Annotated in this window: 27 protein-coding genes; 19 read left to right on the forward strand and 8 right to left on the reverse strand. The window is 64.1% G+C overall.

Features of this window, described 5'->3' with window-relative positions:
- Both FG91_RS22280 and FG91_RS20770 read left to right on the forward strand, forming a co-directional pair.
- Window positions 1–193, forward strand: a 193-nt coding sequence (locus FG91_RS22280) for a hypothetical protein (protein WP_037510263.1), incomplete at its 5' end; no start/stop codon positions are given.
- Between the two features lie 148 nt (window positions 194–341).
- On the forward strand, window positions 342–1,052 hold the full coding sequence (locus FG91_RS20770; protein WP_161785602.1) for an SMI1/KNR4 family protein: 711 nt from the start codon (window positions 342–344) through the stop codon (window positions 1,050–1,052).
- A 107-nt stretch (window positions 1,053–1,159) separates the two neighbouring features.
- Here FG91_RS20770 and FG91_RS00015 read toward each other — a convergent pair whose 3' ends face one another.
- The 3 genes from FG91_RS00015 to FG91_RS00025 all read right to left on the reverse strand — a co-directional run bounded on the left by FG91_RS00015 (window position 1,160) and on the right by FG91_RS00025 (window position 3,698).
- Window positions 1,160–2,227, reverse strand: a complete 1,068-nt coding sequence (locus tag FG91_RS00015) for an RcnB family protein (RefSeq protein WP_037510983.1) — start codon at window positions 2,225–2,227, stop codon at window positions 1,160–1,162.
- Window positions 2,228–2,360: 133 nt separating this feature from the next.
- Window positions 2,361–2,906 (reverse strand): (2Fe-2S)-binding protein, encoded by a 546-nt coding sequence (locus tag FG91_RS00020; protein ID WP_037510264.1) that lies wholly within the window; start codon window positions 2,904–2,906, stop codon window positions 2,361–2,363.
- Window positions 2,907–2,933: 27 nt separating this feature from the next.
- Window positions 2,934–3,698, reverse strand: a complete 765-nt coding sequence (locus FG91_RS00025; protein WP_037510265.1) for a class II aldolase/adducin family protein — start codon at window positions 3,696–3,698, stop codon at window positions 2,934–2,936.
- Window positions 3,699–3,990: 292 nt separating this feature from the next.
- Between FG91_RS00025 and rpsU the strand changes: the two genes are divergently transcribed.
- Window positions 3,991–4,197 carry a 30S ribosomal protein S21 gene (gene rpsU, locus FG91_RS00030; RefSeq protein ID WP_037510267.1) on the forward strand — a complete coding sequence of 69 codons (207 nt, stop codon included), beginning with the start codon at window positions 3,991–3,993 and terminating at the stop codon, window positions 4,195–4,197.
- 276 nt (window positions 4,198–4,473) lie between these two features.
- On the forward strand, window positions 4,474–5,019 hold the full coding sequence (locus tag FG91_RS00035; RefSeq protein ID WP_037510273.1) for an FKBP-type peptidyl-prolyl cis-trans isomerase: 546 nt from the start codon (window positions 4,474–4,476) through the stop codon (window positions 5,017–5,019).
- Window positions 5,020–5,055: 36 nt separating this feature from the next.
- On the opposite strand, the gene FG91_RS00040 is transcribed toward FG91_RS00035, so the two are convergent.
- From FG91_RS00040 to pyrE, 5 genes are read right to left on the reverse strand one after another with little or no spacing between them, the layout of a single operon-like run.
- The gene (locus FG91_RS00040; RefSeq protein ID WP_037510276.1) at window positions 5,056–6,177 is read right to left on the reverse strand and encodes an AI-2E family transporter; all 1,122 of its coding nucleotides are present in this window, start codon (window positions 6,175–6,177) and stop codon (window positions 5,056–5,058) included.
- A gap of 18 nt (window positions 6,178–6,195) precedes the next feature.
- Window positions 6,196–7,032, reverse strand: a complete 837-nt coding sequence (gene lepB / locus FG91_RS00045) for a signal peptidase I (RefSeq protein ID WP_037510279.1) — start codon at window positions 7,030–7,032, stop codon at window positions 6,196–6,198.
- A gap of 6 nt (window positions 7,033–7,038) precedes the next feature.
- Complete coding sequence (gene acpS, locus FG91_RS00050) at window positions 7,039–7,440, reverse strand: holo-ACP synthase (RefSeq protein ID WP_037510281.1); 402 nt, start codon at window positions 7,438–7,440, stop codon at window positions 7,039–7,041.
- Window positions 7,437–8,186: a pyridoxine 5'-phosphate synthase gene (locus FG91_RS00055; RefSeq protein WP_037510283.1), complete on the reverse strand. Its 750-nt coding sequence runs from the start codon at window positions 8,184–8,186 to the stop codon at window positions 7,437–7,439. Before FG91_RS00055 ends, acpS begins: the two co-directional genes overlap by 4 nt.
- A complete protein-coding gene (gene pyrE, locus FG91_RS00060; RefSeq protein WP_037510288.1) occupies window positions 8,183–8,770 on the reverse strand; it encodes an orotate phosphoribosyltransferase in 588 nt (195 codons plus the stop codon). The genes FG91_RS00055 and pyrE overlap by 4 nt, the downstream gene beginning before the upstream one ends.
- Window positions 8,771–9,003: 233 nt before the next feature.
- Here pyrE and coxB point away from each other — a divergent pair, with 233 nt between their 5' ends.
- The 15 genes from coxB (at window position 9,004) to FG91_RS00130 (ending at window position 25,821) form a co-directional block, all read left to right on the forward strand.
- Window positions 9,004–10,107 (forward strand): cytochrome c oxidase subunit II, encoded by a 1,104-nt coding sequence (gene coxB, locus FG91_RS00065; RefSeq protein WP_037510291.1) that lies wholly within the window; start codon window positions 9,004–9,006, stop codon window positions 10,105–10,107.
- Between the two features lie 15 nt (window positions 10,108–10,122).
- Window positions 10,123–11,793 (forward strand): cytochrome c oxidase subunit I, encoded by a 1,671-nt coding sequence (gene ctaD / locus FG91_RS00070; RefSeq protein ID WP_037510294.1) that lies wholly within the window; start codon window positions 10,123–10,125, stop codon window positions 11,791–11,793.
- A 60-nt stretch (window positions 11,794–11,853) separates the two neighbouring features.
- The gene (locus FG91_RS00075) at window positions 11,854–12,765 is read left to right on the forward strand and encodes a heme o synthase (protein WP_037510297.1); all 912 of its coding nucleotides are present in this window, start codon (window positions 11,854–11,856) and stop codon (window positions 12,763–12,765) included.
- Window positions 12,762–12,911 (forward strand): hypothetical protein, encoded by a 150-nt coding sequence (locus FG91_RS22145; protein ID WP_162835104.1) that lies wholly within the window; start codon window positions 12,762–12,764, stop codon window positions 12,909–12,911. The genes FG91_RS00075 and FG91_RS22145 overlap by 4 nt, the downstream gene beginning before the upstream one ends.
- A complete protein-coding gene (locus FG91_RS00080; protein WP_052187168.1) occupies window positions 12,908–13,483 on the forward strand; it encodes a cytochrome c oxidase assembly protein in 576 nt (191 codons plus the stop codon). The genes FG91_RS22145 and FG91_RS00080 overlap by 4 nt, the downstream gene beginning before the upstream one ends.
- A gap of 80 nt (window positions 13,484–13,563) precedes the next feature.
- Entirely contained in the window at window positions 13,564–14,439 is an 876-nt protein-coding gene (locus tag FG91_RS00085) for a cytochrome c oxidase subunit 3 (RefSeq protein ID WP_037510299.1), read from the forward strand.
- Complete coding sequence (locus tag FG91_RS00090) at window positions 14,399–14,833, forward strand: DUF983 domain-containing protein (protein WP_081940335.1); 435 nt, start codon at window positions 14,399–14,401, stop codon at window positions 14,831–14,833. Before FG91_RS00085 ends, FG91_RS00090 begins: the two co-directional genes overlap by 41 nt.
- Window positions 14,826–15,470 (forward strand): SURF1 family protein, encoded by a 645-nt coding sequence (locus FG91_RS00095; RefSeq protein ID WP_037510303.1) that lies wholly within the window; start codon window positions 14,826–14,828, stop codon window positions 15,468–15,470. Before FG91_RS00090 ends, FG91_RS00095 begins: the two co-directional genes overlap by 8 nt.
- A 28-nt stretch (window positions 15,471–15,498) precedes the next feature.
- Window positions 15,499–16,896 (forward strand): threonine synthase, encoded by a 1,398-nt coding sequence (gene thrC / locus FG91_RS00100; protein ID WP_037510306.1) that lies wholly within the window; start codon window positions 15,499–15,501, stop codon window positions 16,894–16,896.
- A 4-nt stretch (window positions 16,897–16,900) separates the two neighbouring features.
- On the forward strand, window positions 16,901–17,779 hold the full coding sequence (locus FG91_RS00105; protein WP_037510987.1) for a class I SAM-dependent methyltransferase: 879 nt from the start codon (window positions 16,901–16,903) through the stop codon (window positions 17,777–17,779).
- Between the two features lie 168 nt (window positions 17,780–17,947).
- Window positions 17,948–20,932 carry a TonB-dependent receptor gene (locus FG91_RS00110; RefSeq protein WP_037510989.1) on the forward strand — a complete coding sequence of 995 codons (2,985 nt, stop codon included), beginning with the start codon at window positions 17,948–17,950 and terminating at the stop codon, window positions 20,930–20,932.
- A gap of 104 nt (window positions 20,933–21,036) precedes the next feature.
- Window positions 21,037–22,566, forward strand: a complete 1,530-nt coding sequence (locus FG91_RS00115) for a tryptophan halogenase family protein (protein WP_037510310.1) — start codon at window positions 21,037–21,039, stop codon at window positions 22,564–22,566.
- 12 nt (window positions 22,567–22,578) lie between these two features.
- Window positions 22,579–23,298, forward strand: coding sequence for a SapC family protein (locus FG91_RS00120; RefSeq protein ID WP_037510313.1), 720 nt, complete (start codon window positions 22,579–22,581; stop codon window positions 23,296–23,298).
- Window positions 23,291–24,322, forward strand: coding sequence for a cupin-like domain-containing protein (locus FG91_RS00125; RefSeq protein ID WP_037510316.1), 1,032 nt, complete (start codon window positions 23,291–23,293; stop codon window positions 24,320–24,322). The genes FG91_RS00120 and FG91_RS00125 overlap by 8 nt, the downstream gene beginning before the upstream one ends.
- Window positions 24,319–25,821 (forward strand): tryptophan halogenase family protein, encoded by a 1,503-nt coding sequence (locus tag FG91_RS00130; RefSeq protein WP_037510319.1) that lies wholly within the window; start codon window positions 24,319–24,321, stop codon window positions 25,819–25,821. Before FG91_RS00125 ends, FG91_RS00130 begins: the two co-directional genes overlap by 4 nt.
- The last annotated feature ends 92 nt before the right edge of the window (window positions 25,822–25,913 follow it).

The following is a 25,913-nucleotide window of genomic DNA, read 5'->3' on the forward strand; positions in this document are numbered from 1 at the left end:
GGATTATGGCAGCACGCTTTCCGAGATAGCGAAGCGGCTCGTCTCCATTGAGCGCAAACCCGCCCAGCAGATGCCGCCGGAGGACCTGGGCGCACGGACCGCGGCTGACGCGGCCGGCGGGCGGCGGGCGGGGGAGGGCAAGGGGGAACTGCCGTTCCGCCGCCGCCCGGAATGGGAGGAAAGCAGATGTTAGCAACTACCCCCGTATATGATCGGCATGGACGAACATGGATCGGAGTAGGCGCAACCTGCTTATCAGCGGTTCCATCTTTGGTGCCTGCGCCATAGGTGGGCTGCTGCCGTCCGTCTGCGCCATGCGCCAGTTGACCAGGAAGTCAGCGATGTCGCCGAATGCCATCCCCAAGCGTCCAGAGGGCGAAGCGAAGCCGTTGCTGGATGAAGACATTGCGCCGGTGCTTGCGCGGCTTGATGCGTGGTATGCCGTGCATCTGGCAGCAGACAAATATATGTTCAATCCACCGGCCACCGACGCGCAACTCGATGCCTTTGAGCACCTGGTCGGCTTCAGGATGCCGCGCTCATATCGCCAACTGTACAAATGGCATAATGGCGAGAACGACGACCGCTGGGGTCACATCTACGGACTTCCGCTGCTGACGCTGGAACACGCGGCGGCGGATTGGAAGACTTGGACGAGCACATTGGCCGCGTTTGGGGGCAATCGTTACGCTATTCCAGGTGGAGGGTGGCCTGAAGGCGCAGTCGACCCAGCCTACGCCAATCCCCGTTGGATACCGTTGACCAATGATGGCTCAAGCGGTCATATCGGTCTCGACTTTGACCCATGGCCCGGCGGCAGGGCTGGGCAAGTGATCCTCTACGGGCGCGATGAGGATGTGAAAGTCGTGCTCGCGGAATCGCTCGGTCAGTTCCTCGACTGGGTCGCGCGACTGCTGGAGAGCGGCAATTTTAGATTGAAGACGGCGGCGGATGAGGTTGTGCTGCGGCAGTTTAGATTGAAGCAGCCGCAAGTAGACCACTTCCACGAAGGTGCTCGTATCCTCCTGGGCGCCCCCGACCAGTTCTTATGAAAAGAGGCCCACGGCAAAAGTTTGCAATCGGTCGTTAGCGGCCACTCCCAAAAAAAGGGGCCGGCGAACCGGCCCCTCAGTTTGTCATCTGATAACCGAAAGGAATATTACCAGAAGAAATCGTAGATCACGTCGACCACTTCGCCCGAATAGGTGTCGACCAGAAGTGCGTCGTCATAATAGCGGATCCAGCGATAGCCCCCGTAAGCGGGCGGCAGGCGGTAATAGCCGGGATCGTTGATCCAGTAACGTTGGCTGTAGAACAGCGAGTTCAGCGAGAAACCGATGCTGAACCGCGTGTAGCCATAGCCGCGATACGGGTTGTAATAGCGCGGCATGCGGTAATAGTGCCGGTTCCGCTCGCGATAGCTGTGCCAGTCGTAACGGCGGTCGCTGCGCCAGTCGCGGTTCCAGCGATTGTGGCGGTCGCCGCGGTCCCAGCGATCGTTGCGCCCGTCGCGATAGCGCCGGTCTACGCGGTCGTTGTTGTTGCGGTCGTACCGCCGATCGATCTGGCCGTCACGGTTGCGATCATAACGCCGGTCGCGCTGGTCGATGCGGTTGTTGTTGTTGCGATCCCAGCGGCGATCGAGGTCGCCATTGCGATTGCGGTCGTAACGCCGGTCGACGCGATTATTGTCGTTGCGATCATAACGCCGATCGACCTCGCCATTGCGGTTGCGGTCCCACCGGCGGTCGATGCGTCCATCGTTGTTGCGGTCGTAAACTCCGCCGCGCTGGCGATCGACCTGCCGCGCCTGACGCTGCGCCTCGCGCTGCTGCTGCCATTGCTGGCGCTGCTCGTTGCTGCGCTGTTGCCATTGCTGGCGCTGCTGGTCGTTCCCGCGCTGCTGGCGCCATTGTTCGCGCTGCGCCTGACGCTGCTGGTCATTGCCGCGCTGCTCTCGCCATTGCTGGCGCATTTCGCTGCGCTGCTGGCGTTCGACTCGCGGCTGCTCGCTCTGCTGGCGCTCGGGTCGGGCCTGACCGCCCCAGTTTCCGCCGCCGCGGCGCACTTCGGGGCCGCGTGGTCCACGGTCGCCGCGGTCACCGCGCTCTCCGCGGTCGCCACGCTGCGCGATCTGTACCCGCTCGCCCGACGCCTGCGCGGCGGCCGGGGCGATCGGGGTCAGGATCGTCGCTGCGATCAGCAACCCTCCAAACATCTTCTTCATCTCGCCATTCTCCAACTCATGTCCCGTGTGCTGGAGACGCCAGCCGGGATGATGAATCGATTCTTACTCTTCGCAAGATGATCGATGGCTGACCGCGCTGTTGCCTGCTGTTCAGCTAGATGAACAGGTGCGTTCAGCTACCCGGCGGCAGACGCAGCGCGGGGACAGCCTGCGCTGCGTCTTCGGGACGGATTCCCGGCGGCGGCGCGGCAGCAATGCGTTCCTCGCCGCGGATCACGCGGCCGGCGAGCCGGATCGCGGTACGGATGCGCGGATAGGTGCCGCAGCGGCAGATATTGGTCATCGCCGCGTCGATCTCGGCATCGCTGGGATTGCTGTTCGACCGGAGGAGGGCGGCGGCTGCCATGATCATGCCCGACTGGCAGAAACCGCATTGCGGCACCTGTTCGGCGACCCACGCCTGCTGCACCGGATGGCTGCGATCGCGCGCCAGTCCCTCGATCGTCGTTACGAAGCGCCCCTCGCACTCGGATATGGTGACCATGCAGCTGCGAATCGCCTCGCCGTCGATGTCGACGGTGCACGCGCCGCACTCGCCGGTGCCGCAGCCATATTTGGTCCCCGTCAGGTTCGACGCATCGCGCAGCGCCCACAGCAGGGGCGTTTCGGGTTCCATACGATATTCGACCGGGCGGTCGTTGACCGAGAATCGTGTCATGCGGTCAGCTGTAGCCGTCTCGCCGGATTAGTCACGCCAGCTCGTGTCGATCTTGTCGACCTTGCGCACCATCGCGTCGAATTCGGCGCGGCCGGCGCCCCCTGGAATCTGTGCCATGTAGAGGTCGCGCTGGTGGACCTTGACCACATCGTCGCCGACCATGATCGGCTGACCCATGCTCATCGTCGCGAGCTGGATCTCGCAGGCGCGCTGGAGCACCCAATATTTCAGGAAGGCTTCGGGAAGCGACTTTCCCATCACGACGGGGCCGTGATTGCGCAACATCAGGATGCGCTTGTCACCGAGATTCTGGACCAGCCGTTCGCCCTCTTCCTCGCGTACGGTGATGCCTTCGAAATCATGATAGGCGAGCTGGCCCATGAAGTTGCAGGCATAGAAGTTCGTCGGCTGCAACCCGCCCTCGAGCCCGCAGACCGCCATCGTCGCAGTGGTGTGCGTGTGGATGATCGCATGCGCGTCGGGGAGGACGCGGTGGAACAGGCTGTGCTGGACAAAGCCCGCCTTGTTGACGTGCCAAGGATTATCCTCGTCGACCTTGTTGCCGTCGATGTCGATCTTAATCAGGTTCGACGCCGTCACTTCGCTGAAATGCAGGCCATAGGGGTTGATCAGGAAGGCACCTTCCTCGTCCGGCACCTTCACCGTGATATGGTTGAAGATCATCTCGTCCCAACCCATCATCGCGAAGATGCGATAGCAGGCGGCAAGCTCCTGCCGCGCCGTCCATTCGGCTTCGCTATATTTGCTGTTGCGTTTGAGCTGGGTCGCCATGGCCTGTCCCTCATTATGATGTTAGTTTCGTCCTGCTACCTATGCCATAAGGCACGGGTCGGACACAATCCCGCGAGCGGGGCCGGGAGCGGGCGGGGCGCCCCGATAGACCGGCGGGCGCGGTTCACCGCGCGGGGGCTTGCATTTCGGCGCGAATCCCTCTAGTTGGCGCTTCATCGGAACGTCGCGTGATCGCGGCGCTCTTTTTATTGCCCGAATATCGGCGATTTACGGCAAACCGGGTTGCCCGGTGGCCCCAAATCGTTTTGACGAACAGGAGACGACACGGCGTATGCAGATCATCGTTCGCGACAATAATGTCGACCAGGCCCTTCGCGCGCTCAAGAAGAAGCTGCAGCGTGAGGGCGTGTATCGCGAAATGAAGCTGCGCCGTCATTACGAGAAGCCCAGCGAAAAGCGCGCGCGTGAGCACGCCGCCGCTGTCCGCCGCGCCCGCAAGATGGAGCGCAAGCGGATGGAGCGCGACGGTATCAAGTAAGACCGTCTCCCGTTCGGGATCCTGATCGTGAAAAGGGCGCCGCGGCAACGCGGCGCCCTTTTTCGTTGGTGCGGGGTGGGATCGCGGTTTTCGAACGATTGCGGTCTTTCCTCTCCCCTCCCTACAAGGGAGGGGAATATCTCGTATCCATCTAAAACCGGCATTAGCGGATAAGCGCTGCGCTCGCATATTGCCTCTGGACCGCCGCGCGCCGCACCGCCTATAGGCCTCGCCAGCATTTTCGCCCCGGCCGGGGCAGCGGAAGGATCATCCAAGATGAGCGTAACGACGGTTCCATTGCGTCCGGTGAGCAAGGGCGGCCTGTGGCTGATGTGGTTCGGCCTCGCGGCGCTGCTTGTAGTCGGTGCGGCCTTTGCCTGGCACATGACCCCGCGCATCGGGTTCGAAGTCGTGAAGGAAGGCACCGGGCCGAGCCCGACCAAGGCCGACGTTGTCCTCGTGAAATATGAAGGCAAGCTCGACGACGGCACCGTCTTCGACGCCAATGAACAGGCGCCGATGCAGGTCGCGCAGGTCGTTCCCGGTTTCTCCGAAGCACTGACCCGGATGAAAAAGGGCGGCGAGTACAAGATCACCATCCCCGCGCAGCTCGGCTATGGCGACCGCGCCGTCGGTCCGATCCCGGCCGGCAGCACGCTGCACTTCGCCGTCACGCTGCTCGACTTCCGCTCGGAAGCCGAGGTTCGCGCGATGCAGCAGCAGATGCAGCAACAGCAACAGATGATGCAGCAGCAACAGATGATGCAGGGCGGCCCCGGTGGCCCGGCTGGTCCGCCCCCGGGCATGCCGCCGCAGCAATAAGCGAGCGATCTTGACGAAATCGAAGCGGCGGCGGGCTTAGGTGCCCGCCGCCGTTTTCGTATTGGCCGTGTCCGCATTGCGCTCGGCCTCGCGCTCCAGCGCAACCTTGATCATCGCGATAATCGGATCGGCGAGAAACAGCCCCATCAGTCCGAGCAGCGCGCCGAACAATATCTGCGCGCCGAGCACGAGCGCGGGGGCCAGGTCGACCGTCTTTTTCGCGACCATCGGGACGATCAGATAGCCGTCGACCGTCTGGACGACGAAATAGATCAGGATCGCATAGAAGCCGGTGTCGGTCCCCGCCGAGAAACCGACGAGGACGAGCAGCACGCCCGACACGATCGCGCCGATATTGGGGATGAAGGCGAGCAGGCCGGTGAGCAGGCCCATCAGCGCGGCCATCGGGATGCCGACGGCAAGGCAGGCAAGCCATGTCCCGATCCCTTCGACCAGCATTCCGAGCAGGCGCCCCGCCATCAGGCGGCGCAGCGTGAAACCCATGCGCGCGGTGGTGATGTAGAAATTCTCGCGGCTCTTCATCGGCAGCATCCACGCGACGCCGCGCTCATAGAGCCGCGGCTCGATCGCGATGAAGATGCCGAGGACGAGGATCATGATCAGGCTGGTGAGTCCGCCGAGCACGGTGCCCACCGCCGCGGTGACGCGGCCGACGGTGCCCGCGATATTGTCGGTGATCGTCTTCGTATCGAGCTGGAGGTTGCCCATGCCATGATCGCTTGCCCACGCCGCGATGCGTTCGATCTGTGCCATCACGACGGTTTGCAAGGTCGCGGCCTGATCGGCGATCTGCGACCCGGCGAACATGATGGTCCAGATAAGGAAAGCGAGCAGCGACAGGCAGACGATGAGCAGCCGCCAACTGCGCGCGATCGGTAGCACGCGGCCGAGCAGGCGCGCCCCGCCGTCGAGCATCGACGCCATGACGATGCCGGCAAAGATCAGCAGGATCGGCTGGATCAGAACGATGCATAGGCCGATGAGCAGCGCGAGGCCGATCCAAACGCCGGCTTTCAACAGCTCGGTGCGGACGAGCTGACTGCGGATCTCGGTGGGGCCGGGGGCCTCCCTGTGCGCGTCTGCCTTGGCGGCGGCGCTGGCGGCGCGCGTTCCGGTTGTCTTCCTTGTCGCCGCCATGTCTTGTTCCCCGTTGTGTTAGCTGCCCTGACGCTCGGGTCGCAGGTCGGTTCCCGCGCGCCCCGATCGCAAGGCACTAAACCAGCTCAAAGGGTTATACCACTGGGCGGTTCCGTCGGTCGAAAAACTGATGACCTCGGCGCGCCCGGCGATCGCGTCGAAGGGGACGGAGCCGCCGAGGCCCTTCTGGCTGGTGTCGACGCGGCTGTCCGCGCTGCCGTCGCGGTTGTCGCCCATCAGGAATACATGATCGGCGGGCACGGTGACCGGGCCATAATCGTCGGTCGTGTGGCCGGGACCCATGTCGATCGTGTCGAAGGTTGCGCCACCGGGCAGCGTTTCGCGGACGATCGGCAGTTCGAGCACTTCCTTGCCCTTCGCATCGCGGTTCACGAAACGGAACAGACTGCTGTCGGGGCCGGGCAGGTTCGGATCGACCGGGATCGACAACATCGGCTGGACCTCGCGCTTCACGGGCTTGCCATTGATGCTGAGTTCGCCGTTGCTGAGCTGGATCGTATCGCCAGGCAGCCCGATGACGCGTTTGATATAGTCGATGCGCGTCACCGGATGTTCGAGCACAACGATATCGCCGCGCTCGGGCAGCTTGCCGAACAGCCGGCCCGCGACCTTGGGCGCCAAGTGAAAGCTGACCGACGAATAGGACCAGCCATAGGGATATTTGCTGACGATTAGCCGGTCGCCGTTGCGCAGCACCGGCATCATCGAATCGGACGGAATGTAAAAGGGCTTGGCGACGCAGCTGTGGATGCCGAGCACGAGCAGCAAGATCACCACGACATCGCGGATCAGCTTGCCCCAACTCCCGTCATCCTTCGTCTTGTCCTTCGCCATATATTGTCAGTCCTTGATTGCTTCGATGATGACGAACGCCTGCGCCCACGGATGGTCGTCGGTCAGCGTCAGATGGATATGCGCGGTGTGGCCGGGCGGGATCATCTGCGCGAGCCGTTCGGCGGCGCCGCCGGTCAGCGCCAGCGTCGGGGCGCCCGACGGCGCGTTGACGACGCCAATGTCCTTCATGAACACACCGCGCTTGAAGCCGGTGCCGACGGCTTTCGAGAAGGCCTCCTTCGCCGCGAAGCGCTTGGCGTAGGTGCCGGCACGGGTGAACGGCCGCCGGGCCGCCTTGGCACGTTCGACATCGGTGAAGACGCGATTTTCGAAGCGCTCGCCGAAGCGGCCGAGCGATTTCTGGATACGCTCTATATTGCAAAGGTCGGAGCCGAGACCGATGATCACAGCGCGCCTCGTGCCTCGTCCATCAGCGCGCGCATGCGGCGCACCGCATCTTCCAGCCCGGTAAAGATCGCCTCGCCGATCAGATAATGGCCGATGTTGAGTTCGGCGAGCTGCGGGATCGCGGCGACGGGCACGACATTCTCATACGTCAGGCCGTGCCCGGCGTGCGGCTCGATGCCGTTCTTCCACGCGAGCGCCGCGGCATCGGCGAGGCGGCGGAGTTCGGCGGCGCGTTCCTCGCCCTCGACATGCGCGTAGCGGCCGGTGTGGAATTCGACGACGGGGGCGCGGAGGCGCATCGCCGCCTCGATCTGTCGCGCGTCGGGTTCGATGAACAGGCTGACGCGGATGCCCGCATCGTTCAGCCGCGAGACGATCGGCGCGAGGTGGTTATGCTGCCCCGCGGCGTCGAGCCCGCCCTCGGTCGTGCGCTCCTCGCGCTTTTCGGGGACGATGCACGCCGCATGCGGCATGTGGCGCAGCGCGATCTCAAGCATTTCGTCGGTCGCCGCCATTTCGAGGTTCAGCGGCAGATCGGTCGCGGCCTGGATGCGCGCGAGATCGTCGTCGCGGATATGGCGCCGGTCTTCGCGCAGATGCGCGGTGATCCCGTCGCCGCCGACCGCCGCGACGATTTCCGCCGCGCGCACCGGATCGGGATGCTCGCCCCCGCGCGCGTTGCGGATCGTCGCGACATGGTCGATGTTGACGCCGAGCCGCAGGCGGGCAGGGGAGGCGCCGGTCAAGCCGCCTTGCTCCGGCTGCCGGGCTTCACTGCTTCGGTTCCTGCCAGCGTCTCGGGCAATTCATCCGCCGCATAGGTCGGGAAATTGATCGCGACGAGCGGATAGAAAGGCACGCCGAGTTCGACATTGCCCGCCGAGCGGTCGACAAGCGCGGCCTCGGCGATGACTTCGCCGCCCGCGGCGCGCACCGCCTCCATCGCCTCGCGCGACGACAGGCCCGTGGTCACGACATCCTCGACCATCAGTACCTTGGCGCCGGGGTCGATCGTAAAGCCGCGGCGCAATTCGAAGGTGCCCGTCGGCCGCTCGACGAAAATTGCGGGCTTGCCCAGCGCGCGGCCCATTTCATGCCCGATGATCACCCCGCCCATCGCGGGCGAGACGACGATGTCGATCGCCTGTTTCAGGTCGCGCGGCAGCTTCGCCGCAAGCGCGACGGCGAGCCGTCCGGCGCGCTCGGTGTCCATCAATACGCGCGCACACTGCAGATAATATTCGCTGTGGCGGCCCGAGGAAAGCAGGAAGTGGCCCTGGAGCAGGGCGTCGGCGGCGCGGAATTCGGCCAGGATTTCATCATCGGTCATGGAGGAGTTGTTCTTTTGTCCTGTGCGTCGCTCATCATGGGCGACCGGGTTTTGGCGGCGAAGATTATCCAGCCGCAAAATAGTGTTAGAGATGCTTGAGGCAAGCGGCAAGCGGGTCTATAGCGCCCGCGAGATTCAGCCCCTTGGCAGGCTGCCGCGACGCGTGTCCGGCGGCTGTCGAAGAGGGGATGGGGCATCAATAAGAACAACAGGCAACGGGCGGCACTATCCTTATGAAGAGCTTGAAAACCCTTGTAATTGCGGCGGCATTGTCGCTGGGCGCGGTGGGCGCCGGCCATGCGCAGGCACCCGCAACGGCTCCGGCCGAAGCACCCGCCGCAACGGCTCCGGCGAATCCGGCTCCGGTCGCCACCGATGCGGCTGCTCCGGCGGCGGCACCGGTCGCGACGACCGCTGCGGCGCCGGCTGGCGATGCAACCTACGTCCCGATGAAGCCGACCCCCGGGGTTGGCCAGCCGGTCGACGCGGGCATCGATTTCCAGCCGCAGGTCAGCCCGATCGGCGAACAGGCTTACTGGTTCAACCATGTCATCCTGCTGCCCGTCATCACGGTGATCACGCTGATCGTCCTCGGCCTCCTGCTCTGGGTGATGTTCCGCTTCCGCGCCAAGGCGAACCCGGTGGCGTCGAAGACGACGCACAACACCTTCATCGAAATCATCTGGACCGCGATCCCGGTCCTTATCCTCGCGGTGATCGCGGTGCCGTCGATCCGCCTGCTCGCGGCGCAATATGAACCGCCGAAGAAGGAAGCGCTGACGATCAAGGTCACGGGTTACCAATGGTATTGGGGCTATGCCTATCCCGACCAGGGTATTGGCGAATATGTCTCGAAGATCCTGCCCGAGGACAAGGCCAAGGCCGCTGGCGAGCCCTATCACCTCGCCGTCGACAACCGCATGGTCGTCCCCGTCGGTCGCCAGGTGAAGTTGATCATCACCGGCGCCGACGTGATCCACAGCTTCGCCGTCCCCGCCTTCTGGACCAAGATGGACGCGGTCCCCGGCCGTGCCAACGAAACGACGTTCACCGCGAACAAGGTCGGCGTCTATTACGGCCAGTGCTCGGAACTGTGCGGTGTCGATCATGGCTATATGCCGATCGCCGTCGAAGTGCTTCCGGTCGACAAGTGGGAAGCGTGGGTCCGCTCGAAGGGCGGCAACCCGGCCGGTCCGGTCGCCGCGGCTCCCGCCGCTGCCGCACCGGCTCCCGCTGCCGCCGCTCCGGCAGCGGCGCCCGCCGCGACGCCGGCCGCCGCCACGACCGAAGCTGCACCGGCAGCGGCGCCCGCCGCCGCGCCGGCCGCCAAGAATTAATAAGGGGTCCGACAGATGACCGATATCGCAGCGACTGCACCCGCGCACGGCCACACCCATGCGCACGACGACCATGATCACGATACGCCCGGCTTCTTTGTCCGCTGGTTCATGTCGACGAACCACAAGGACATCGGCACGCTCTACCTGATCTTCGCGATCCTCGCGGGCATCATCGGCGGCGCGCTGTCGGGCATGATGCGCCTCGAACTCGCCGAACCCGGCGTCCAGTATCTTTCAGGCTGGGCCCATATGCTGGGCGGCGCGGGCGACGAGGTTGCGGGCAAGCATTTCTGGAACGTGATGATCACCGCGCACGGCCTGATCATGGTGTTCTTCATGGTCATGCCCGCGATGATCGGCGGCTTCGGCAACTGGTTCGTGCCGCTGATGATCGGCGCGCCCGACATGGCGTTCCCGCGCATGAACAACGTGTCCTTCTGGCTGACCGCGGTTGCGTTCGTCATGCTTTTCGGTTCGATGTTCGTTCCGGGTGGCAGCGGCAATGGCGCCGGCACCGGCTGGACGGTCTATGCGCCGCTGTCGACCAGCGGTTCGGCCGGTCCCGCGGTCGACATGGCGATCTTCTCGCTCCATCTTGCGGGCGCGGCGTCGATCCTTGGTGCGATCAACTTCATCACCACCATCTTCAACATGCGCGCGCCGGGCATGACGCTGCACAAGATGCCGCTGTTCGTGTGGTCGGTGCTCGTCACCGCCTTCCTGCTGCTGCTCGCGCTGCCGGTTCTCGCCGCGGCGATCACCATGCTGCTGACCGACCGCAACTTCGGCACCACCTTCTATGATGCGGCCGGCGGCGGCGACCCCGTCCTCTACCAGCATCTCTTCTGGTTCTTCGGCCACCCCGAAGTGTACATCATGATCCTGCCGGGCTTCGGCATCGTCAGCCAGATCATCTCGACCTTCAGCAAGAAGCCGGTGTTCGGTTATCTCGGCATGGCATACGCCATGGTCGCGATCGGCGTCGTCGGCTTCATCGTGTGGGCGCACCACATGTTCACGGTCGGCATGAGCGTGAACCTTAAGATGTACTTCACCGCCGCGACGATGGTCATCGCGGTCCCGACGGGCATCAAGATCTTCAGCTGGATCGCCACCATGTGGGGCGGCTCGATGACGTTCAAGACGCCGATGATGTGGTCGCTCGGCTTCATCTTCATGTTCACCGTCGGCGGCGTGACCGGCGTTGTGCTCGCCAATGGCGGCGTCGACACCAACCTGCACGACACCTATTATGTCGTTGCGCACTTCCACTATGTGCTGTCGCTGGGCGCGGTCTTCTCGCTCTTCGCCGGCTTCTATTACTGGTTCCCGAAGATGTCGGGCCGGATGTACAGCGAGCTGCTCGGCCAGCTGCATTTCTGGGTCTTCTTCATCGGCGTGAACGTCATGTTCTTCCCCCAGCACTTCCTGGGTCAGCAGGGCATGCCGCGCCGTTACCCCGACTATGCGGAAGCCTATGCCTATTGGCACTATGTCTCGTCGTTCGGCTATGTGATCATGGGCGTCGGCATGCTCTTCTTCTTCCTGAACATCGGCTACTCGCTGTTCGCGGGCAAGAAGGCCGCCGACAATCCGTGGGGCGAAGGCGCGACGACGCTCGAATGGACGCTGTCGAGCCCGCCGCCGTTCCACCAGTTCAACGAACTGCCGCGTATCGCCTGATTTGTGTTGCCCCCTGTCGTTTGACGGCAGGGGGCCCGCAAACAACAGGCCGGAGTAAATATGGCGCAGAGCCTGACCCACGGCGAAACGGCACTTCCCGCCGATTGGCGCGACCTGTTCGCGCTGACGAAGCCGCGCGTCATGTCGCTGGTGGTGTTCACCGCCTTGTGCGGCCTGCTCGCGGCGCCGGGCCATGTGCCGCCGGTGCTCGCCTTCTCGTCGATCCTCGCGATCGCGCTGGGGGCAGGGGCTTCGGGCGCGCTCAACCAATGGTATGAGGCCGGACTCGACGCGAAGATGAAGCGGACCGCCGGCCGGCCGCTTCCCGCCGGGCGCCTCGACCCGCAGACCGCGTTGCAGTTCGGCGTTGGGCTCGCGGCCTTTTCGCTGTTCCTGATGCTGTTCGCGTCGAACTGGCAGGCGACGCTGCTGCTCGCTGCGTCGATCCTTTTTTACGTTTTCGTCTATACGATGTGGCTGAAGCCGCGGACGCCGCAGAATATCGTCATCGGCGGCGCTGCCGGCGCCTTTCCGCCGCTGATCGGCTGGGTCGCCGCGACGGGATCGATCGCGCCGCTGCCGGTGCTGCTTTTCCTGCTGATTTTCCTGTGGACGCCGCCGCATTTCTGGGCGCTCGCGCTGTTCATGCGCTCGGACTATGCCGCCGCGGGCATTCCGATGATGCCCGTCGTCGCGGGCGAGAAATCGACGCGGCGCCAGATCCTCGTTTATGCGCTGATCATGGCCGTCGCCGCGATCGCGCCATGGCCGCTCGGCTACACCGGCGCGCTCTATGGCTGGACCGCGGTTGTGCTTTCGGCAGTGTTCGTCCTGCTGTCGGTCCAGGTCGGCACGCGCACGACGGGCGAGGGCGACCTGATGCAGCCCGAAAAGCGCCTGTTCGCTTATTCGATCGCCTATCTTTTCATTCTGTTCGGCGCTGTCGTCGCCGACCATTGGTGGCCGTTATGACCGAAGAAACTCCGAACGAACCGTTTGACGAGGTCGAATATCGCCGCCGTCAGCGCAGCCGCGCGAACCTGATGGCATGGATGCTCGGCGCACTGGCGATCCTGTTCTTCTTCATCACCATCGCAAAGATGCAGATTTTCTCATGACGTCTTTTCCGGTCCTTGGGCGCATGTCCCCGAACGCGAAGACCGCAAGCCTCGCCGCATTGATGGCGCTCGCGATGACCGGACTCGGGTTCGCGGCGGTGCCACTCTACGACCTGTTCTGCCGCGTCACGGGCTTCGGCGGCACGACGCAGCGCTATGATCCGGTTGCCGCGGCGGCCGAGCCCGAAATATTGAGCCAGACGGTTTCGGTCCGCTTCGACGCCAATGTCTCGCCGAACCTGCCGTGGAAATTCTATCCCGAGCATCCGACCGACACGGTGAGCATCGGCGCGCGCGACATGGCGATCTTTATCGCCGAGAATAATTCGGCGCATCCCGTCGTCGGGACCGCCAGCTTCAACGTCACGCCCGACCAGGCGGGCAAATATTTTACCAAGATCCAGTGCTTCTGCTTCACCGAACAACGGCTGGAGCCGGGGCAGCAAATGCGCATGCCGGTGCTGTTCTTCGTCGATCCGAAGATCATGGACGACCCCGACGCGCGCGACGTGCAGGAAATCACCCTCAGCTACACCTTCCACCCTGTAGACGAGGGTAAAAAGGCGAGCTAAGGCCGCGAACAAGAGTCTAACAAGACCGGCAGATGATGGGGAATCATCATGCTGGGGCTGCTAAAAACGGGAAACACGCCATGTCCGGTGCGAAACATCATGACTACCACCTCGTAAATCCCAGCGTCTGGCCGCTCATCGGCTCGGTCGCTGCGCTCGTGATGTTCTTCGGGCTCGTCATGGCGATGCACGCCGACTATTTCGGCGGCGTCGGCAAGTGGGTCCTCGGTCTCGGCTTCATGGGCGTGATCGCGACCTTCTTCAGCTGGTGGTCGGACGTCATCAACGAAGCGCATGCCGGCGACCACACTCCGGTCGTCCAACTGCACCTGCGCTACGGCATGATCCTGTTCATCGCGTCCGAAGTCATGTTCTTTGTCGGCTGGTTCTGGGCGTGGTTCGACTTCTCGCTCTTCCCGGTGCCGATCGAATATGCCGAAGGCGCGGTCACTTCGCTGTTCGGCCAGGACGGCGCCGACGCGATCACCATGTGGCCGCCGAAGGGCATCGAAGTCATCGATCCCTTCTCGCTGCCGCTGCTCAACACGCTGATCCTGCTCTGCTCGGGCACCACGATCACCTGGGCGCACCATGCTCTGATCCACGGCGACCGCGAAGGCCTGAAAAAGGGCCTGTGGCTGACGATCATCCTTGGCGCGGTCTTCTCGTCGATCCAGGCTTACGAATATATGCACGCGCCATGGGGCTTCGGTCAGAGCAACTACAGCTCGGCCTTCTACATGGCGACCGGCTTCCACGGCTTCCACGTGCTCGTCGGCACGATCTTCCTGATCGTCTGCCTGGTGCGCACCTACAAGGGCCACTTCACCCCGCAGCAGCATTTCGGTTTCGAAGCCGCTGCCTGGTACTGGCACTTCGTCGACGTCGTGTGGCTGTTCCTCTTCATCATCGTCTATGTCTGGGGCGGCTGGGGTGCGCCGGTCGCCGCGCACTAAGTTGCCGGCTGGCGACAAATTTCAAAAAGGGCAGCCGCCGGTATGGCGCGCTGCCCTTTTTGGTCTCTGCCCCGAATGCGGCGCCAACACGCTGTTCGACGGGCCGGTGAAGTTCCGGGCGAAATGCGAAAGCTGCGGCCTCGATTATGGCCGCTACAATGTCGGCGATGGTCCCGCGGCGTTCCTGACTTTGATCATCGGCGCGCTGCTGATCGCGATCGCGCTGACGCTCGATGCCATGGTGCGGCCGCCTTTGTGGGTGCATATCATCCTGTGGGTGCCGCTGACTGCCGCCGCGGTCGTCTATGGCCTGCGCGTCGGCAAGGGCGCGCTGCTGGCGAGCGAGCATCAGCGTCAGGCAGCCGAAGGTCGTAAGGTGGACAAGAATGACTGAACCAGCCCAACAGCCGACGCGGCGCTGGCCGCTGATCCCGACGATCCTTGTGTTCGCCGCGGTCGCAGTGATGATCGCGCTCGGCGTGTGGCAGTTGCAGCGCAAGAGCGAGAAGGAAGCGCTGATCGCGCTTTACCAGCGCAATGTGGCGATGTCGTCGACGGTCGCCTATCCCGAATTGCCGCCCGTTCCCGATGCCATGCTCTATCGCAAGAGCAGCGTCGTCTGCCTCGAACCCGTGCGCTGGGATCCGCGCAGCGGCACCGACCGCAGGGGCACGTCGGGCATCCGCATGATCGCCGATTGCCGCACCGGCGCCGAAGGGCCGGGCGTGCTCGTCGATGTCGGCATCGGTGACAGTTTTACGACGCCGAAGTGGACCGGCGGAACGGTGCAGGGGACGATCGTTCCCGGACCCGAACAGCCGACGGTGATGGAGCGCGCGATGGGCAAGGCGACTCCCGCGCGCGCGATGCTGATCGCCGATCAACCGGTCGCGGGATTGCGGGCCAGCGCGGTGCCATCGGCCGACGATACGCCGAACAACCACCTTGCCTACGCGTTCCAATGGTTCTTCTTCGCGATCGTTGCGCTGATTATCTACATCCTCGCGGTCCGCCGCCGCTTGCAGCCGTGACAGAGCGCCGCTAGGCGCTGTGTCCGTCATGGAATATATCAGCACCCGCGGCTCTGCGCCGACCCTCGACTTTCGTGCCGCAACGCTTGCCGGCCTTGCCAGCGACGGCGGCCTCTATGTGCCGGCGAAATGGCCGCAGATGACGATCGACGAAATTCGTGCGCTCGCGGGGCTCGACTATGCCGAAACCGCCGTACGGATCATGCGCCCCTTCGTCGCGGGCGTGCTGACCGAGGACGAGCTGCGCGCGCTGTGCCGCGCCGCGTACGGCCGCTTCAGCCATGATGCGGTGACGCCGCTGGTCCAGCTCGATCACCGCCACTGGCTGCTCGAACTGTTCCACGGCCCGACGCTCGCGTTCAAGGACGTCGCGCTGCAACTGCTGGGCGAGCTGTTCGAGAAATTCCTCGCCGGCGGCGACACCGACATCACGATCGTCGGCGCGACCTCGGGCGATACCGGGTCGGCGGCGATCGAGGCGGTCGCGGGGCGCGAGCATATCCAGATCTTCATGCTGCATCCCGAAGGCCGCGTCAGCGACGTCCAGCGGCGCCAGATGACGACGGTGCTCGCGCCGAACGTGCACAATATCGCGATCGACGGCAGCTTCGACGACGCGCAGGCGATGGTGAAGCGGCTGTTCGGCGACGAGGAAGCGCGCAGCCGGGTCACGCTGTCGGCGGTGAACAGCATCAACTGGGCGCGGCTGATGGCGCAGGTCGTCTATTATTTCTACGCCGCGGTCCGCCTCGGCGGCCCCGACCGCCCGATCGCGTTCAGCGTCCCGACGGGCAATTTCGGCGACGTGTTCGCGGGCTATGTCGCGGCGCAGATGGGGCTGCCGATCGCAAAGCTCGTCGTCGCGACGAACGTCAACGACATCCTCCACCGCGCGCTGACCCGCGGCGACTATAGCGCGGGCACGGTCACCGCGACCGCGACCCCCAGCATGGACATTCAAGTCAGCAGCAATTTCGAACGATTGCTGTTCGACCTCGCGGGCCGCGACGGCGCCGCGATTACCGGCATGATGGGCGAGTTCGACAAGAACCGCGCGATGACAATCCCCGCCGACATGCTCGCGGGCGCACATGGGCTTTTCTCCAGCGCAAGCATCGACGGCGATGCGATGGCGCTCGCGCTGCGCTGGGCGCAGGAACATGGCGGGCAGATCATCGACCCGCACAGCGCGGTCGGCTTGGCTGCGGCGCGCGCGCTTGAGATCGATGCCGATATTCCCGTCGTCACGCTCGCGACCGCGCATCCGGCGAAGTTTCGCGAAGCGGTCGAGCGCGCGACCGGCGTGCGCCCGCCGCTGCCCGCGCGGCTCGGCAATCTGTTCGACCGCGAAGAGCGCTATACGCGCCTGCCCGGCGACTATGACGCGGTGAAGGCCTTTGTCCTCGCGGAAGCGGCGCGTGGCTGATCTTCTGCCCCTCGTCACGCTCGTCGGTGAGGCGTGGGACGATTATGGATTGGTCGACAGCGGGAACGGGCGCAAGCTCGAACGTTATGGCCGCTATCGCTTCATCCGTCCCGAACCGCAGGCGATGTGGGCGCCCGCGCTGCCTGCGAGCGAATGGGAAACGGCTGACGGTGAATTCATCCCTGCGTCGGACGACGATGGCGGCGGCCGCTGGTATTACAACAAGCCCGTGCCCGCGGAAGGCTGGCCGCTCGCGTGGCGCGAAACGCGCTTCACCGCGTCGTGCACACCGTTTCGCCACCTCGGCTTCTTTCCCGACATGGCGCCGGTGTGGGACTGGCTGCGCGAACGCGTCGCGGACAAGGCGGACCCCGCTTTCCTGAATCTGTTCGGCTATACCGGCGTCGGCAGCCAGGCGCTGGCCGCCGCGGGCGCGTCGGTCACCCATGTCGATGCGTCGAAAAAGTCGGTGGGGCAGGCGCGCGAGAATGCCGCTCTTGCGGGCATGGCCGACAAGCCTGTCCGATGGATCCTCGACGATGCGGGCAAGTTCACCGCGCGTGAGGTCCGGCGCGAGAAGCGCTACGACGCGATCCTGCTCGATCCCCCCAAATTCGGCCGCGGTCCGACCGGCGAGCGCTGGCAGATCGAGGAGGGGCTCGCGCCCTTGCTCGCCGACTGCCGTCAGCTGCTCGACGCGGACAGCCGCGCGCTGTTCCTTACCGTCTATGCGGTGCGTATGTCGGCGCTCGCGATCGGCGAGTTGCTCGCGCAGCTTTTCGCCGACCTGCCCGGCAAGGTGGAGTGCGGCGAACTCGCGGTGCGCGAAGAGGCGCGGGGATTGCTGCTCCCAACCGCGATTTTTGCGCGCTGGAGCCGCTGATCGCGGACTTCGCGCTTATTATGTCGCATACGTTTGCGGCACAGTATCTGTAATATTGTGACCGAAATGCCACAGCCGATGCGTTGACAATGAGAACGTTCCCATTTAGATAACGTTCACATAACGGGAATGCCGCCAAAAAAGAGTGGCTATTTGGGAGGAATGGGGATGCGGGCGTCTCAAAAGCAGTGGCTTGCCAAATTTCTGGTCGGTACGTCGGCGCTGTCCTTGATGGGCATGGCGCAAGCGGCGGCCGCGCAGGAGGTTCCGGCCGAGGGCGAAGTGAGCGGCGATGAGATCGTCGTCACCGGCATCCGCGCGAGCCTTGCCGCATCGGCCGATATCAAGCGCGAGGCGCAGGGCGTCGTTGATGCGATCTCCGCCGAAGACATCGGCAAATTCCCCGATACCAACCTCGCCGAGTCGCTGCAGCGCATCACCGGCGTGTCAATCGATCGCCAGAATGGTGAAGGCCAGTTGGTGACCGTTCGCGGCTTCGGTCCCGAATTCAATCTGGTGACGGTCAACGGTCGCCAGATACCGACCGCGCTGATCGGCGACGGCGGCAGCGCGCCCTCGTCGCGCTCGTTCGACTTCGCCAACCTAGCGTCGGAAGGCATTGCGGGCGTCGAAGTTTACAAGAGCGGCCGTGCGACGATCGAATCGGGCGGCATCGGGTCGACGATCAACATCCGCACCCCGCGCCCGCTCGACAATCCTGGGCTGCGCGGCAGCCTTTCGGTCAAGGGCGTGTACGACAGTTCGCGCAACGAGGGGAAACCGATCACGCCTGAAGTGTCGGGCATCATCAGCACGACCTTCGCCGACGACCGGGTCGGCATCATGATTGCCGGTTCTTATCAGAAGCGCAAATCGAGCACGAACACGGCGAACGTCGGTTGGCGTGACGGCTATCTTGGCAGTGAGAACAACTGGGGTTCGCTGGCGCAGCCGGGCACGCCGCGCGCCGCGAATATTACCAATCGTCCCGAAGCGAACGACGTGTATCAGGTCCCGCAGAACGCGTCCTATGCGCTCGAAGATATCGATCGCGAGCGCATCAATGGTCAGGCGGTGCTGCAATTCCGTCCCAGCGACAATCTCACCGCGACGGTCGACTATATCTATTCACGCAACACCGTCGAAACGCGCAACAGCAATGTCGGCGTGTGGTTCAACCATGAGGATACGTCGAGCGCGTGGACCGATGGTCCGATTGCCGGCCCGCTCTTCTACACCGAGCGCTTCGCCGCGCCGACGGGGGTTCCGGGCCCGAATGCACTCTATGGCGGTAAGGATCTGTCCTACAGCGGCGCCCTCCAGGAAAATCGGGCGGAGAATAAATCGGCGGGTTTCAACCTCGAATGGAAGGGGCCGGACGGCGTAACCTTCGAACTCGACGCGCATCATTCGACGGCGGAAGTCAAGCCGGTCAACCGTTTCGGTTCGAGCATGTCGCTGGGCAACGCCGTCTTCGGCGTTCAGAACCAGACGATCAATTTCGAAAACGACCTGCCGGTCATTTCTTATAACATGTTCTCGGGGATCGATCCGCTGAACCGGTCGCTGGTCACCCCGACGGGCAGCGCCTTTCGGAATGCCTATTTCCGCAACCGGATCAATCAGGTGCAATTGCGCGGTCAGTATGACCATGAAGGCGGCTTCCTCGACAGCATCGATTTCGGCGTCTCCTATGTCGACAGCAAGGTGCGCTCGGCGTTCGGTACGATCCAGAACGACGATACCTGGGGTGGCGCGGGGCCGGCATCGGGGATTCCCGACGATATCTTCGATCTCGTGACGCTTCCGGACAAGTTCCCGGGGCTTGCCCAGCCGGGGATGATCCAGAGCTTCTACGGTTTCAACTTTGAACGGATGGCCGATCTTTTCGAGCAAAATTATCAGGCGTGCAGCAATCCGGCGACGGGTTCGGCTCAGTCCGGTACATGCCTCGCCAATTTCGACACCGACCGGCGCATCAGCGAAAAAACGCTGGCTCCCTATCTGCAGGTCGCGACCGAGTTCGACCTGTTCCAGAATCCGGCCCATTTCGTGGCGGGTATCCGCTACGAAACGACCGATGTCGCGTCGGCGGCGTTGGTGCCGGTGCCGGTTACAACCACGTGGGTAGGCGATAACGAGCTCAACGTCGTCTTTTCGGGAGAGAGCGACTTCACGCGGTTCAAGGGATCGTATGACAATTGGCTGCCCGCCTTCGATCTCGACATCTCGCCGATGGAGAATGTCAAACTGCGTGCGTCGTACAGCCACACGATCACGCGCTCCAACTTCGCCAATTTGCAGGGGGGGCGCACGATCGACACGCTGTTCCGCGTCGGCGGCGGCACGGGCGCGCAGGGCAATCCCGGGCTGATCCCGTTCAAATCGAAGAATATCGATCTGTCGGCCGAATGGTATTACGCACCCGACAGCTATGTGTCGGTGGGCTATTTCCACAAGGATGTGAGCAACTTCATATCGACGACGCGCATCGACTCCAACGCGTTCGGGCTGACGACGCCGATCGGCGGACCGCGCTGGAATGCTGCGCTGGCCGCGCTTGGCGCCAATGCGACCGTCAGCCAGATCCGGCAATATATCATCACCAACTTCCCGAGCACGGTGACCGGCAATATCATCAATGCGGCGCCGGGCGATCCGCTGGTCAATTTCGAGATCACGACGCCGATCAACAGCGATCAGACCGCAGCGCTCAACGGCTGGGAATTCGCGATACAGCACAGCTTCTGGGACACCGGCTTTGGCGTCATCCTGAACTACACGATCGTCAACGGCGACGCGGTTTACGACAATACGCAGCCCTCGTCGGTGCCGCAGTTCGCACTGACGGGTCTCAGCGACAGCGCCAACGCGGTCGCTTATTATGACAAGAATGGCCTCCAGGCGCGTGTCGCGTGGAACTGGCGCGACGAATTCCTCACGAGAACGGGTCCCAATCCCGAATATATCGAGGAATATTGGCAGATCGACGCCAGTGCGAGCTATGAGTTCATCCCGGGTTTCACGGCATTCGTCGAGGCGATCAACCTGACCGGCGAGGGGCGCCGAGGGCACTTGCGGCACAAGAATAATGTCAACTTCGTACAGCCGGGCTTCGCCCGTTATGCGGCAGGGGTCAGGTTCAGCTTCTAAGGCGGTGGGCCATGTCCGCCGGGTCGCAGGCAAGAGGGTCGCACCTTTCGGGGTGCGGCTCTTTTGCGTGACGGCGGCGGTGGGTTGGCTTAGGATCGACGGCAATGAATAGCGCGATCGAGAGGGTTGTCATCGTGGGCGGCGGCACCGCCGGCTGGCTCGCGGCTTGCCTCCTCGCCAGCGCGCGCCGCGCCGCAAAGCTCGACGTCACGCTGATCGAGGCGCCCGACATCCCGACGATCGGCGTTGGCGAGGGCACCTGGCCGACGATGCGTGCGACGCTGGCGGCGATCGGGATCGGCGAGGCCGAATTTCTTGCCGCGTGCGACGGATCGTTCAAACAGGGCTCGCGGTTCGATGGCTGGGTGACCGGCGCCGAGGGTGACCGCTATCTGCACCCGTTCACCTCCCCGCCCACCGCGCCGACAGCCGAGCTGCTCGCGGCGTGGCAGGCGGGCGCGCCCGACCTGCCGTTCGCGGCGGCGATGACCGCGCAAGCGCATGTATGCGATCTCGACCTCGCGCCGCGCCAGCGCGCGATGCCCGACTATCAGGGCGCGGCGAATTACGCCTATCACCTCGACGCCGGCAAGTTCGCGGCGCTGCTTGCGATGCATGCGGTGCAGCGGCTCGGAGTGCGCCATATTTCGGACCATGTCGTCGATGTGACGCGCGACGATGACGGCGGCATCGCGTCGGTCGCGACGCGCCGGAATGGCGATATTTCGGGCGATCTGTTCATCGACTGCAGCGGGCATGCGGCGCTGCTGATCGGCAATCATCTGGACGTCGAATGGATCGACCGCAGCGACACCTTGTTCAACGACCGTGCGCTCGCGGCGCAGGTCCCGGTCGCGCCGGGCAGCCCGATCGCGTCGCAGACGGTGTCGACCGCGCATTCCGCCGGCTGGATCTGGGACATCGGCCTGCCGGGACGCCGCGGCATCGGCTGCGTCTATGCCAGCCGCTTCATCGACGACGATGCGGCCGAGGCCACGCTGCGCGCCTATATCGCGCGCGTCCTGCCCGATGCGCCCGACGTCCCGGCGCGGCGCCTGACCTTTCCGACGGGGCATCGCGCGCGGTTCTGGGAAGGCAATTGCGTCGCGATCGGCCTGTCGGCGGGTTTCATCGAACCGCTGGAGGCGTCGGCGATCGTGATGATCGAATTGTCGCTCAAGGCGCTCATCGACAATTTCCCGGTGCGCCACGCGGCGATGCCGATCCACGCCGACCGCTTCAACGAGCTGTTCCGCTATCGCTGGGACCGCATCGTCGAATTCCTCAAGCTCCATTATGCACTCAGCCGGCGCGAAGAGCCCTATTGGCGCGTGCAGCGCGACCCCGCGCACATGCCGCCGCGCCTGACGGAGATGCTGGAGCTGTGGCGCGATCAGCCGCCGTCGGTTTGGGATTTTCCGCGCGTTGACGAGATTTTCTCGGCCGAAAGCCACCAATATATCCTCTATGGCATGGGCTATCCGGTGCCCGCCGATCTGCCCGCGAGCGAACGGGCGGCCGCCTTGCTCGCCGAGAACCGGCAGCGCGCCCGCGCGCTCGCGGCGGCGCTGCCCGCCAATCGCGACTATCTCGACGCCCTCGCGCCGGGCGCCCATAGCGCCGCGGCGCGATAGGAAAGGAATTTGATGACCCGTCACGCCGTCCTCGACAACAAGACCCACCGCGACTTGCGCATCCGGACCGACGCGGGGGCGGAGCTGGGCGACGACATCATGGCGACACTGACGGTGCCGAGCGAGTTCCGGCGCGTGCAGGCGCATTTCCCGATCCTCTTCCGCCGCGAAACCGGGCGCGAGGCGTTTACGGCGCTGGCGATGTTCGGGTTCGAGAATGGCGAGAATCTGTTCCTCGACGGCGACCGCTGGGATGCGCGCTATCGCCCGCTGTCGGCCGCGATCCAGCCGTTCCTGATCGGGCGCCCGGCGGGTGGCGACGGTCCGGGGCAGATTCACATCGACATGGAACATCCGCGCATCGCCGTGACCGGCGAGGGCATAAGGCTGTTCGATGTCGATGGCATGGCGACACCCTATCTCGACGAGATCGCCGGGCGGCTCGGCGATCTCGACGAAGGCTATCGCGAGAGCGGCGCATTCTACGACGCGCTGCTCGCCTATGACCTGCTCGAACCGTTCAGCCTCGAAGTCACGCTCGACGATGGATCGATCCATTCGCTCGTCGGCTTCCACATCATCGACGAGGCGAAGCTGCGCGCGCTGGGCGGCGAGGCGCTCGGCGCGCTCCACGCGGCGGGGCATTTGATGCCGATGTTCATGGCGCTCGCCTCGCTGTCGCAACTGTCGGTGCTCGTTGCGCGCAAGAACCGCAGGCTGGCCGGTGGCTGAGCGCGACCGCGTCCTATACGACCACCTCGCGCCAGTGCCCGAGCGCGAATGGAATAAGGGGGCGGGGCTCGACGCGTTGTTGGAAGGTGCGCGCGAGCCCTTTGTCCTTCGCGGGCTGGTAGGCGACTGGCCGCTGGTCGAAGCGGGCAAGCGCTCGGCGCGCGACGCGCGGCGCTATTTGCTCGATCATGCGCGCGACCGCCCGTTCAAGGTGTCGATCGGCGCGCCGGGACACGACGGGCGGCTGTTCTACAATGCCGAGATGGAAATGAATTTCCGCATCGGGACGGGCAAGCTCGCCGACATCTTTGGCGGCATCGATACCGCCGAGGAACGCGGGGAAAGCCGCACCGTCTATCTCGCGTCGATCGACATCCCGTCGCATTTCGATGGGCTCGACGAAGCAAACTCCGTCGATCTGGGCACGCGCGATCCGCTGAAGAGCATCTGGATCGGAACGCGCACCAAGATCGCGGCACATAACGACTTTCCCGACAATCTCGCCTGCTGCGCGGTTGGCCGGCGCCGCTTCACGCTGTTCCCGCCGCACCAGTTCCGCAACCTCTATCTGGGGCCGATCGACAACACGCCCGCGGGGCGCGCGGTCAGCATGGTCGATTTCGATGCGCCCGATCTTGCGGCCTTTCCGCGCTTTGTCGATGCGATGGCGGAAGCACGGACGATCGAACTCGAACCCGGCGACGCGATCTTCATCCCGTCGATGTGGTGGCACCATGTCGAGGGGCTCGCCGACTTCAACATATTGGTCAATTACTGGTGGCGCAGCACGCCCGCCTGGCTCGGCCAGCCGCAGGTTGCGCTGAACCACGCGATCCTCGCGATCCGCGACCTGCCGCCCGAGGACAAGGCGATCTGGCGCGAGCTGTTCGACCATTATGTGTTCGAGAATGACGAGCAGGTTACCAATCATATTCCCGAAAAGGCGCGCAGCATCCTCGCGCGGCTTACTCCCGAAAGCGCCGGGCGCCTGCGCGCCTTCCTGTTGAGGACACTCAGCCGATGAATGAAGACAAACGCGTCCAGCGCATCGTGATTGCAGGCGGCGGCACCGCGGGCTGGATGGCCGCCGCCGCCATCGCACGCACGCTGGGGCAGGCGGTCGACCTGACCCTCGTGGAGTCCGAAGCGATCGGGACGATCGGTGTCGGCGAATCCACCATTCCGCCGCTGGTCAATTTCAATCGCATATTGCGCATCAACGAAGCCGATTTCATGCGCGCGACGCAGGCGACCTTCAAACTCGGCATATTGTTCGACGACTGGAAGGATCTGGGGACGCAATATTTCCACAGCTTCGGCCTGACCGGCAAGGATCACTGGTCGGCGGGTTTCCAGCATTTCTGGCTTTATGGGCGGACCAAGGGGCATCAGCAGCCCTATGATGATTATTGCATGGAGTTGAAGGCGGCGATCGCGGGCAAGTTCGCGCATCTGCCCGAAGACCGGATGAACTACGCTTATCAGCTCGACTCCGGGCTCTATGCGCGCTTCTTGCGCGAGATGGCCGAGGCCGACGGAACGAAGCGCATCGAGGGCAAGATCGCGCGGGTCGAGCTCGGCGGGACAAGCGGCGATATCGCGGCGCTCGTCCTCGACGGCGACCGGCGGATCGAGGGCGATCTGTTCATCGACTGCACGGGGTTCCGCGCGCTGTTGATGGAAGGCGCGCTCCACGCCGGGTTCGACGATTGGAGCAACTGGCTACCGTGCGACAGCGCGATCGCGCTGCAGACCCCGAACGTCCACCCGCCGGTCCCCTATACGCGCGTCATGGCGCACGACGCCGGCTGGCAATGGCGCATTCCGCTCCAGCACCGCACCGGCAACGGCATCGTCTATTGCAGCCGCTATCTCGACAAGGATGCGGCGCTCGACCGGATGCTCGGCAATATCGAGGGCGACGTGCTGACCGAGCCCAATTTCCTGCGCTTCACCGCGGGCACGCGGCGCAAGCAATGGTATCGCAACTGCGTTGCCATGGGGCTGTCGGCGGGCTTTATGGAGCCGTTGGAATCGACCGCGATCCACCTGATCCAGCGATCGGTGCTGCGCTTCATCCGCATGCTGCCCGCGGGCCGCGTCAGCGAACGCGACGTCGCCGAATTCAACGAACAGCAGATGCAGGACATGCTGCAAATCCGCGATTTCCTGGTCCTCCATTACAAGGTGACCAACCGCCGCGATAGCCCGTTCTGGCGCCATTGCGCGGCGATGCCGATCCCCGATACGTTGGCGCAGAAGATCGAGCTGTTTCGCGAAACCGGCCGCGTATTCCGCAAGAATGAGGAATTGTTCGCCGAGAACAGCTGGGTGCAGGTGATGATGGGGCAGGGGATCGAGCCGCAAAGCCATCACCCGATCGCCGAAAAGCTGCGCGACGACGAGCTCGACCGGTTGCTCGAAGCGATCCGCAGCGAGGTGCGCCAGACGGTCGCCAGCCTGCCCGCGCATCAGGATTATGTCGCCCGCTATTGCGGCGCCGCGGTCCCGCAAGCGGCGTAAATGGCGGAAATTATGGAAGCAGAACGGGTTAGTGGCTGGCATTGTGGTGACGATGCGGTTAGCGATTGCGACACGATAGGGGGCCGGGAAAG

Source organism: Sphingopyxis sp. LC81 (genome assembly GCF_000756375.1).
In the GTDB taxonomy this organism is placed as follows: Bacteria; Pseudomonadota; Alphaproteobacteria; order Sphingomonadales; family Sphingomonadaceae; genus Sphingopyxis.

Bases quoted from the DNA above. Each gene is read 5' to 3' on its own strand.
- FG91_RS00120 (WP_037510313.1), top strand. From the start codon at position 22,579: ATGACCCGTCACGCCGTCCTCGACAACAAGACCCACCGCGACTTGCGC.
- FG91_RS00075 (WP_037510297.1), top strand. From the start codon at position 11,854: ATGGCGCAGAGCCTGACCCACGGCGAAACGGCACTTCCCGCCGATTGG.
- FG91_RS00040 (WP_037510276.1), bottom strand. From the start codon at position 6,177: ATGGCGGCGACAAGGAAGACAACCGGAACGCGCGCCGCCAGCGCCGCC.
- FG91_RS00020 (WP_037510264.1), bottom strand. From the start codon at position 2,906: ATGACACGATTCTCGGTCAACGACCGCCCGGTCGAATATCGTATGGAA.
- rpsU (WP_037510267.1), top strand. From the start codon at position 3,991: ATGCAGATCATCGTTCGCGACAATAATGTCGACCAGGCCCTTCGCGCG.
- FG91_RS00080 (WP_052187168.1), top strand. From the start codon at position 12,908: ATGACGTCTTTTCCGGTCCTTGGGCGCATGTCCCCGAACGCGAAGACC.
- coxB (WP_037510291.1), top strand. From the start codon at position 9,004: ATGAAGAGCTTGAAAACCCTTGTAATTGCGGCGGCATTGTCGCTGGGC.
- FG91_RS00110 (WP_037510989.1), top strand. From the start codon at position 17,948: ATGCGGGCGTCTCAAAAGCAGTGGCTTGCCAAATTTCTGGTCGGTACG.
- FG91_RS00090 (WP_081940335.1), top strand. From the start codon at position 14,399: ATGTCTGGGGCGGCTGGGGTGCGCCGGTCGCCGCGCACTAAGTTGCCG.
- FG91_RS00085 (WP_037510299.1), top strand. From the start codon at position 13,564: ATGTCCGGTGCGAAACATCATGACTACCACCTCGTAAATCCCAGCGTC.
- lepB (WP_037510279.1), bottom strand. From the start codon at position 7,032: ATGGCGAAGGACAAGACGAAGGATGACGGGAGTTGGGGCAAGCTGATC.
- FG91_RS00130 (WP_037510319.1), top strand. From the start codon at position 24,319: ATGAATGAAGACAAACGCGTCCAGCGCATCGTGATTGCAGGCGGCGGC.
- FG91_RS00115 (WP_037510310.1), top strand. From the start codon at position 21,037: ATGAATAGCGCGATCGAGAGGGTTGTCATCGTGGGCGGCGGCACCGCC.
- ctaD (WP_037510294.1), top strand. From the start codon at position 10,123: ATGACCGATATCGCAGCGACTGCACCCGCGCACGGCCACACCCATGCG.
- FG91_RS00095 (WP_037510303.1), top strand. From the start codon at position 14,826: ATGACTGAACCAGCCCAACAGCCGACGCGGCGCTGGCCGCTGATCCCG.
- FG91_RS22145 (WP_162835104.1), top strand. From the start codon at position 12,762: ATGACCGAAGAAACTCCGAACGAACCGTTTGACGAGGTCGAATATCGC.
- FG91_RS00015 (WP_037510983.1), bottom strand. From the start codon at position 2,227: ATGAAGAAGATGTTTGGAGGGTTGCTGATCGCAGCGACGATCCTGACC.
- FG91_RS00025 (WP_037510265.1), bottom strand. From the start codon at position 3,698: ATGGCGACCCAGCTCAAACGCAACAGCAAATATAGCGAAGCCGAATGG.
- FG91_RS20770 (WP_161785602.1), top strand. From the start codon at position 342: ATGTCGCCGAATGCCATCCCCAAGCGTCCAGAGGGCGAAGCGAAGCCG.
- pyrE (WP_037510288.1), bottom strand. From the start codon at position 8,770: ATGACCGATGATGAAATCCTGGCCGAATTCCGCGCCGCCGACGCCCTG.
- FG91_RS00035 (WP_037510273.1), top strand. From the start codon at position 4,474: ATGAGCGTAACGACGGTTCCATTGCGTCCGGTGAGCAAGGGCGGCCTG.
- thrC (WP_037510306.1), top strand. From the start codon at position 15,499: ATGGAATATATCAGCACCCGCGGCTCTGCGCCGACCCTCGACTTTCGT.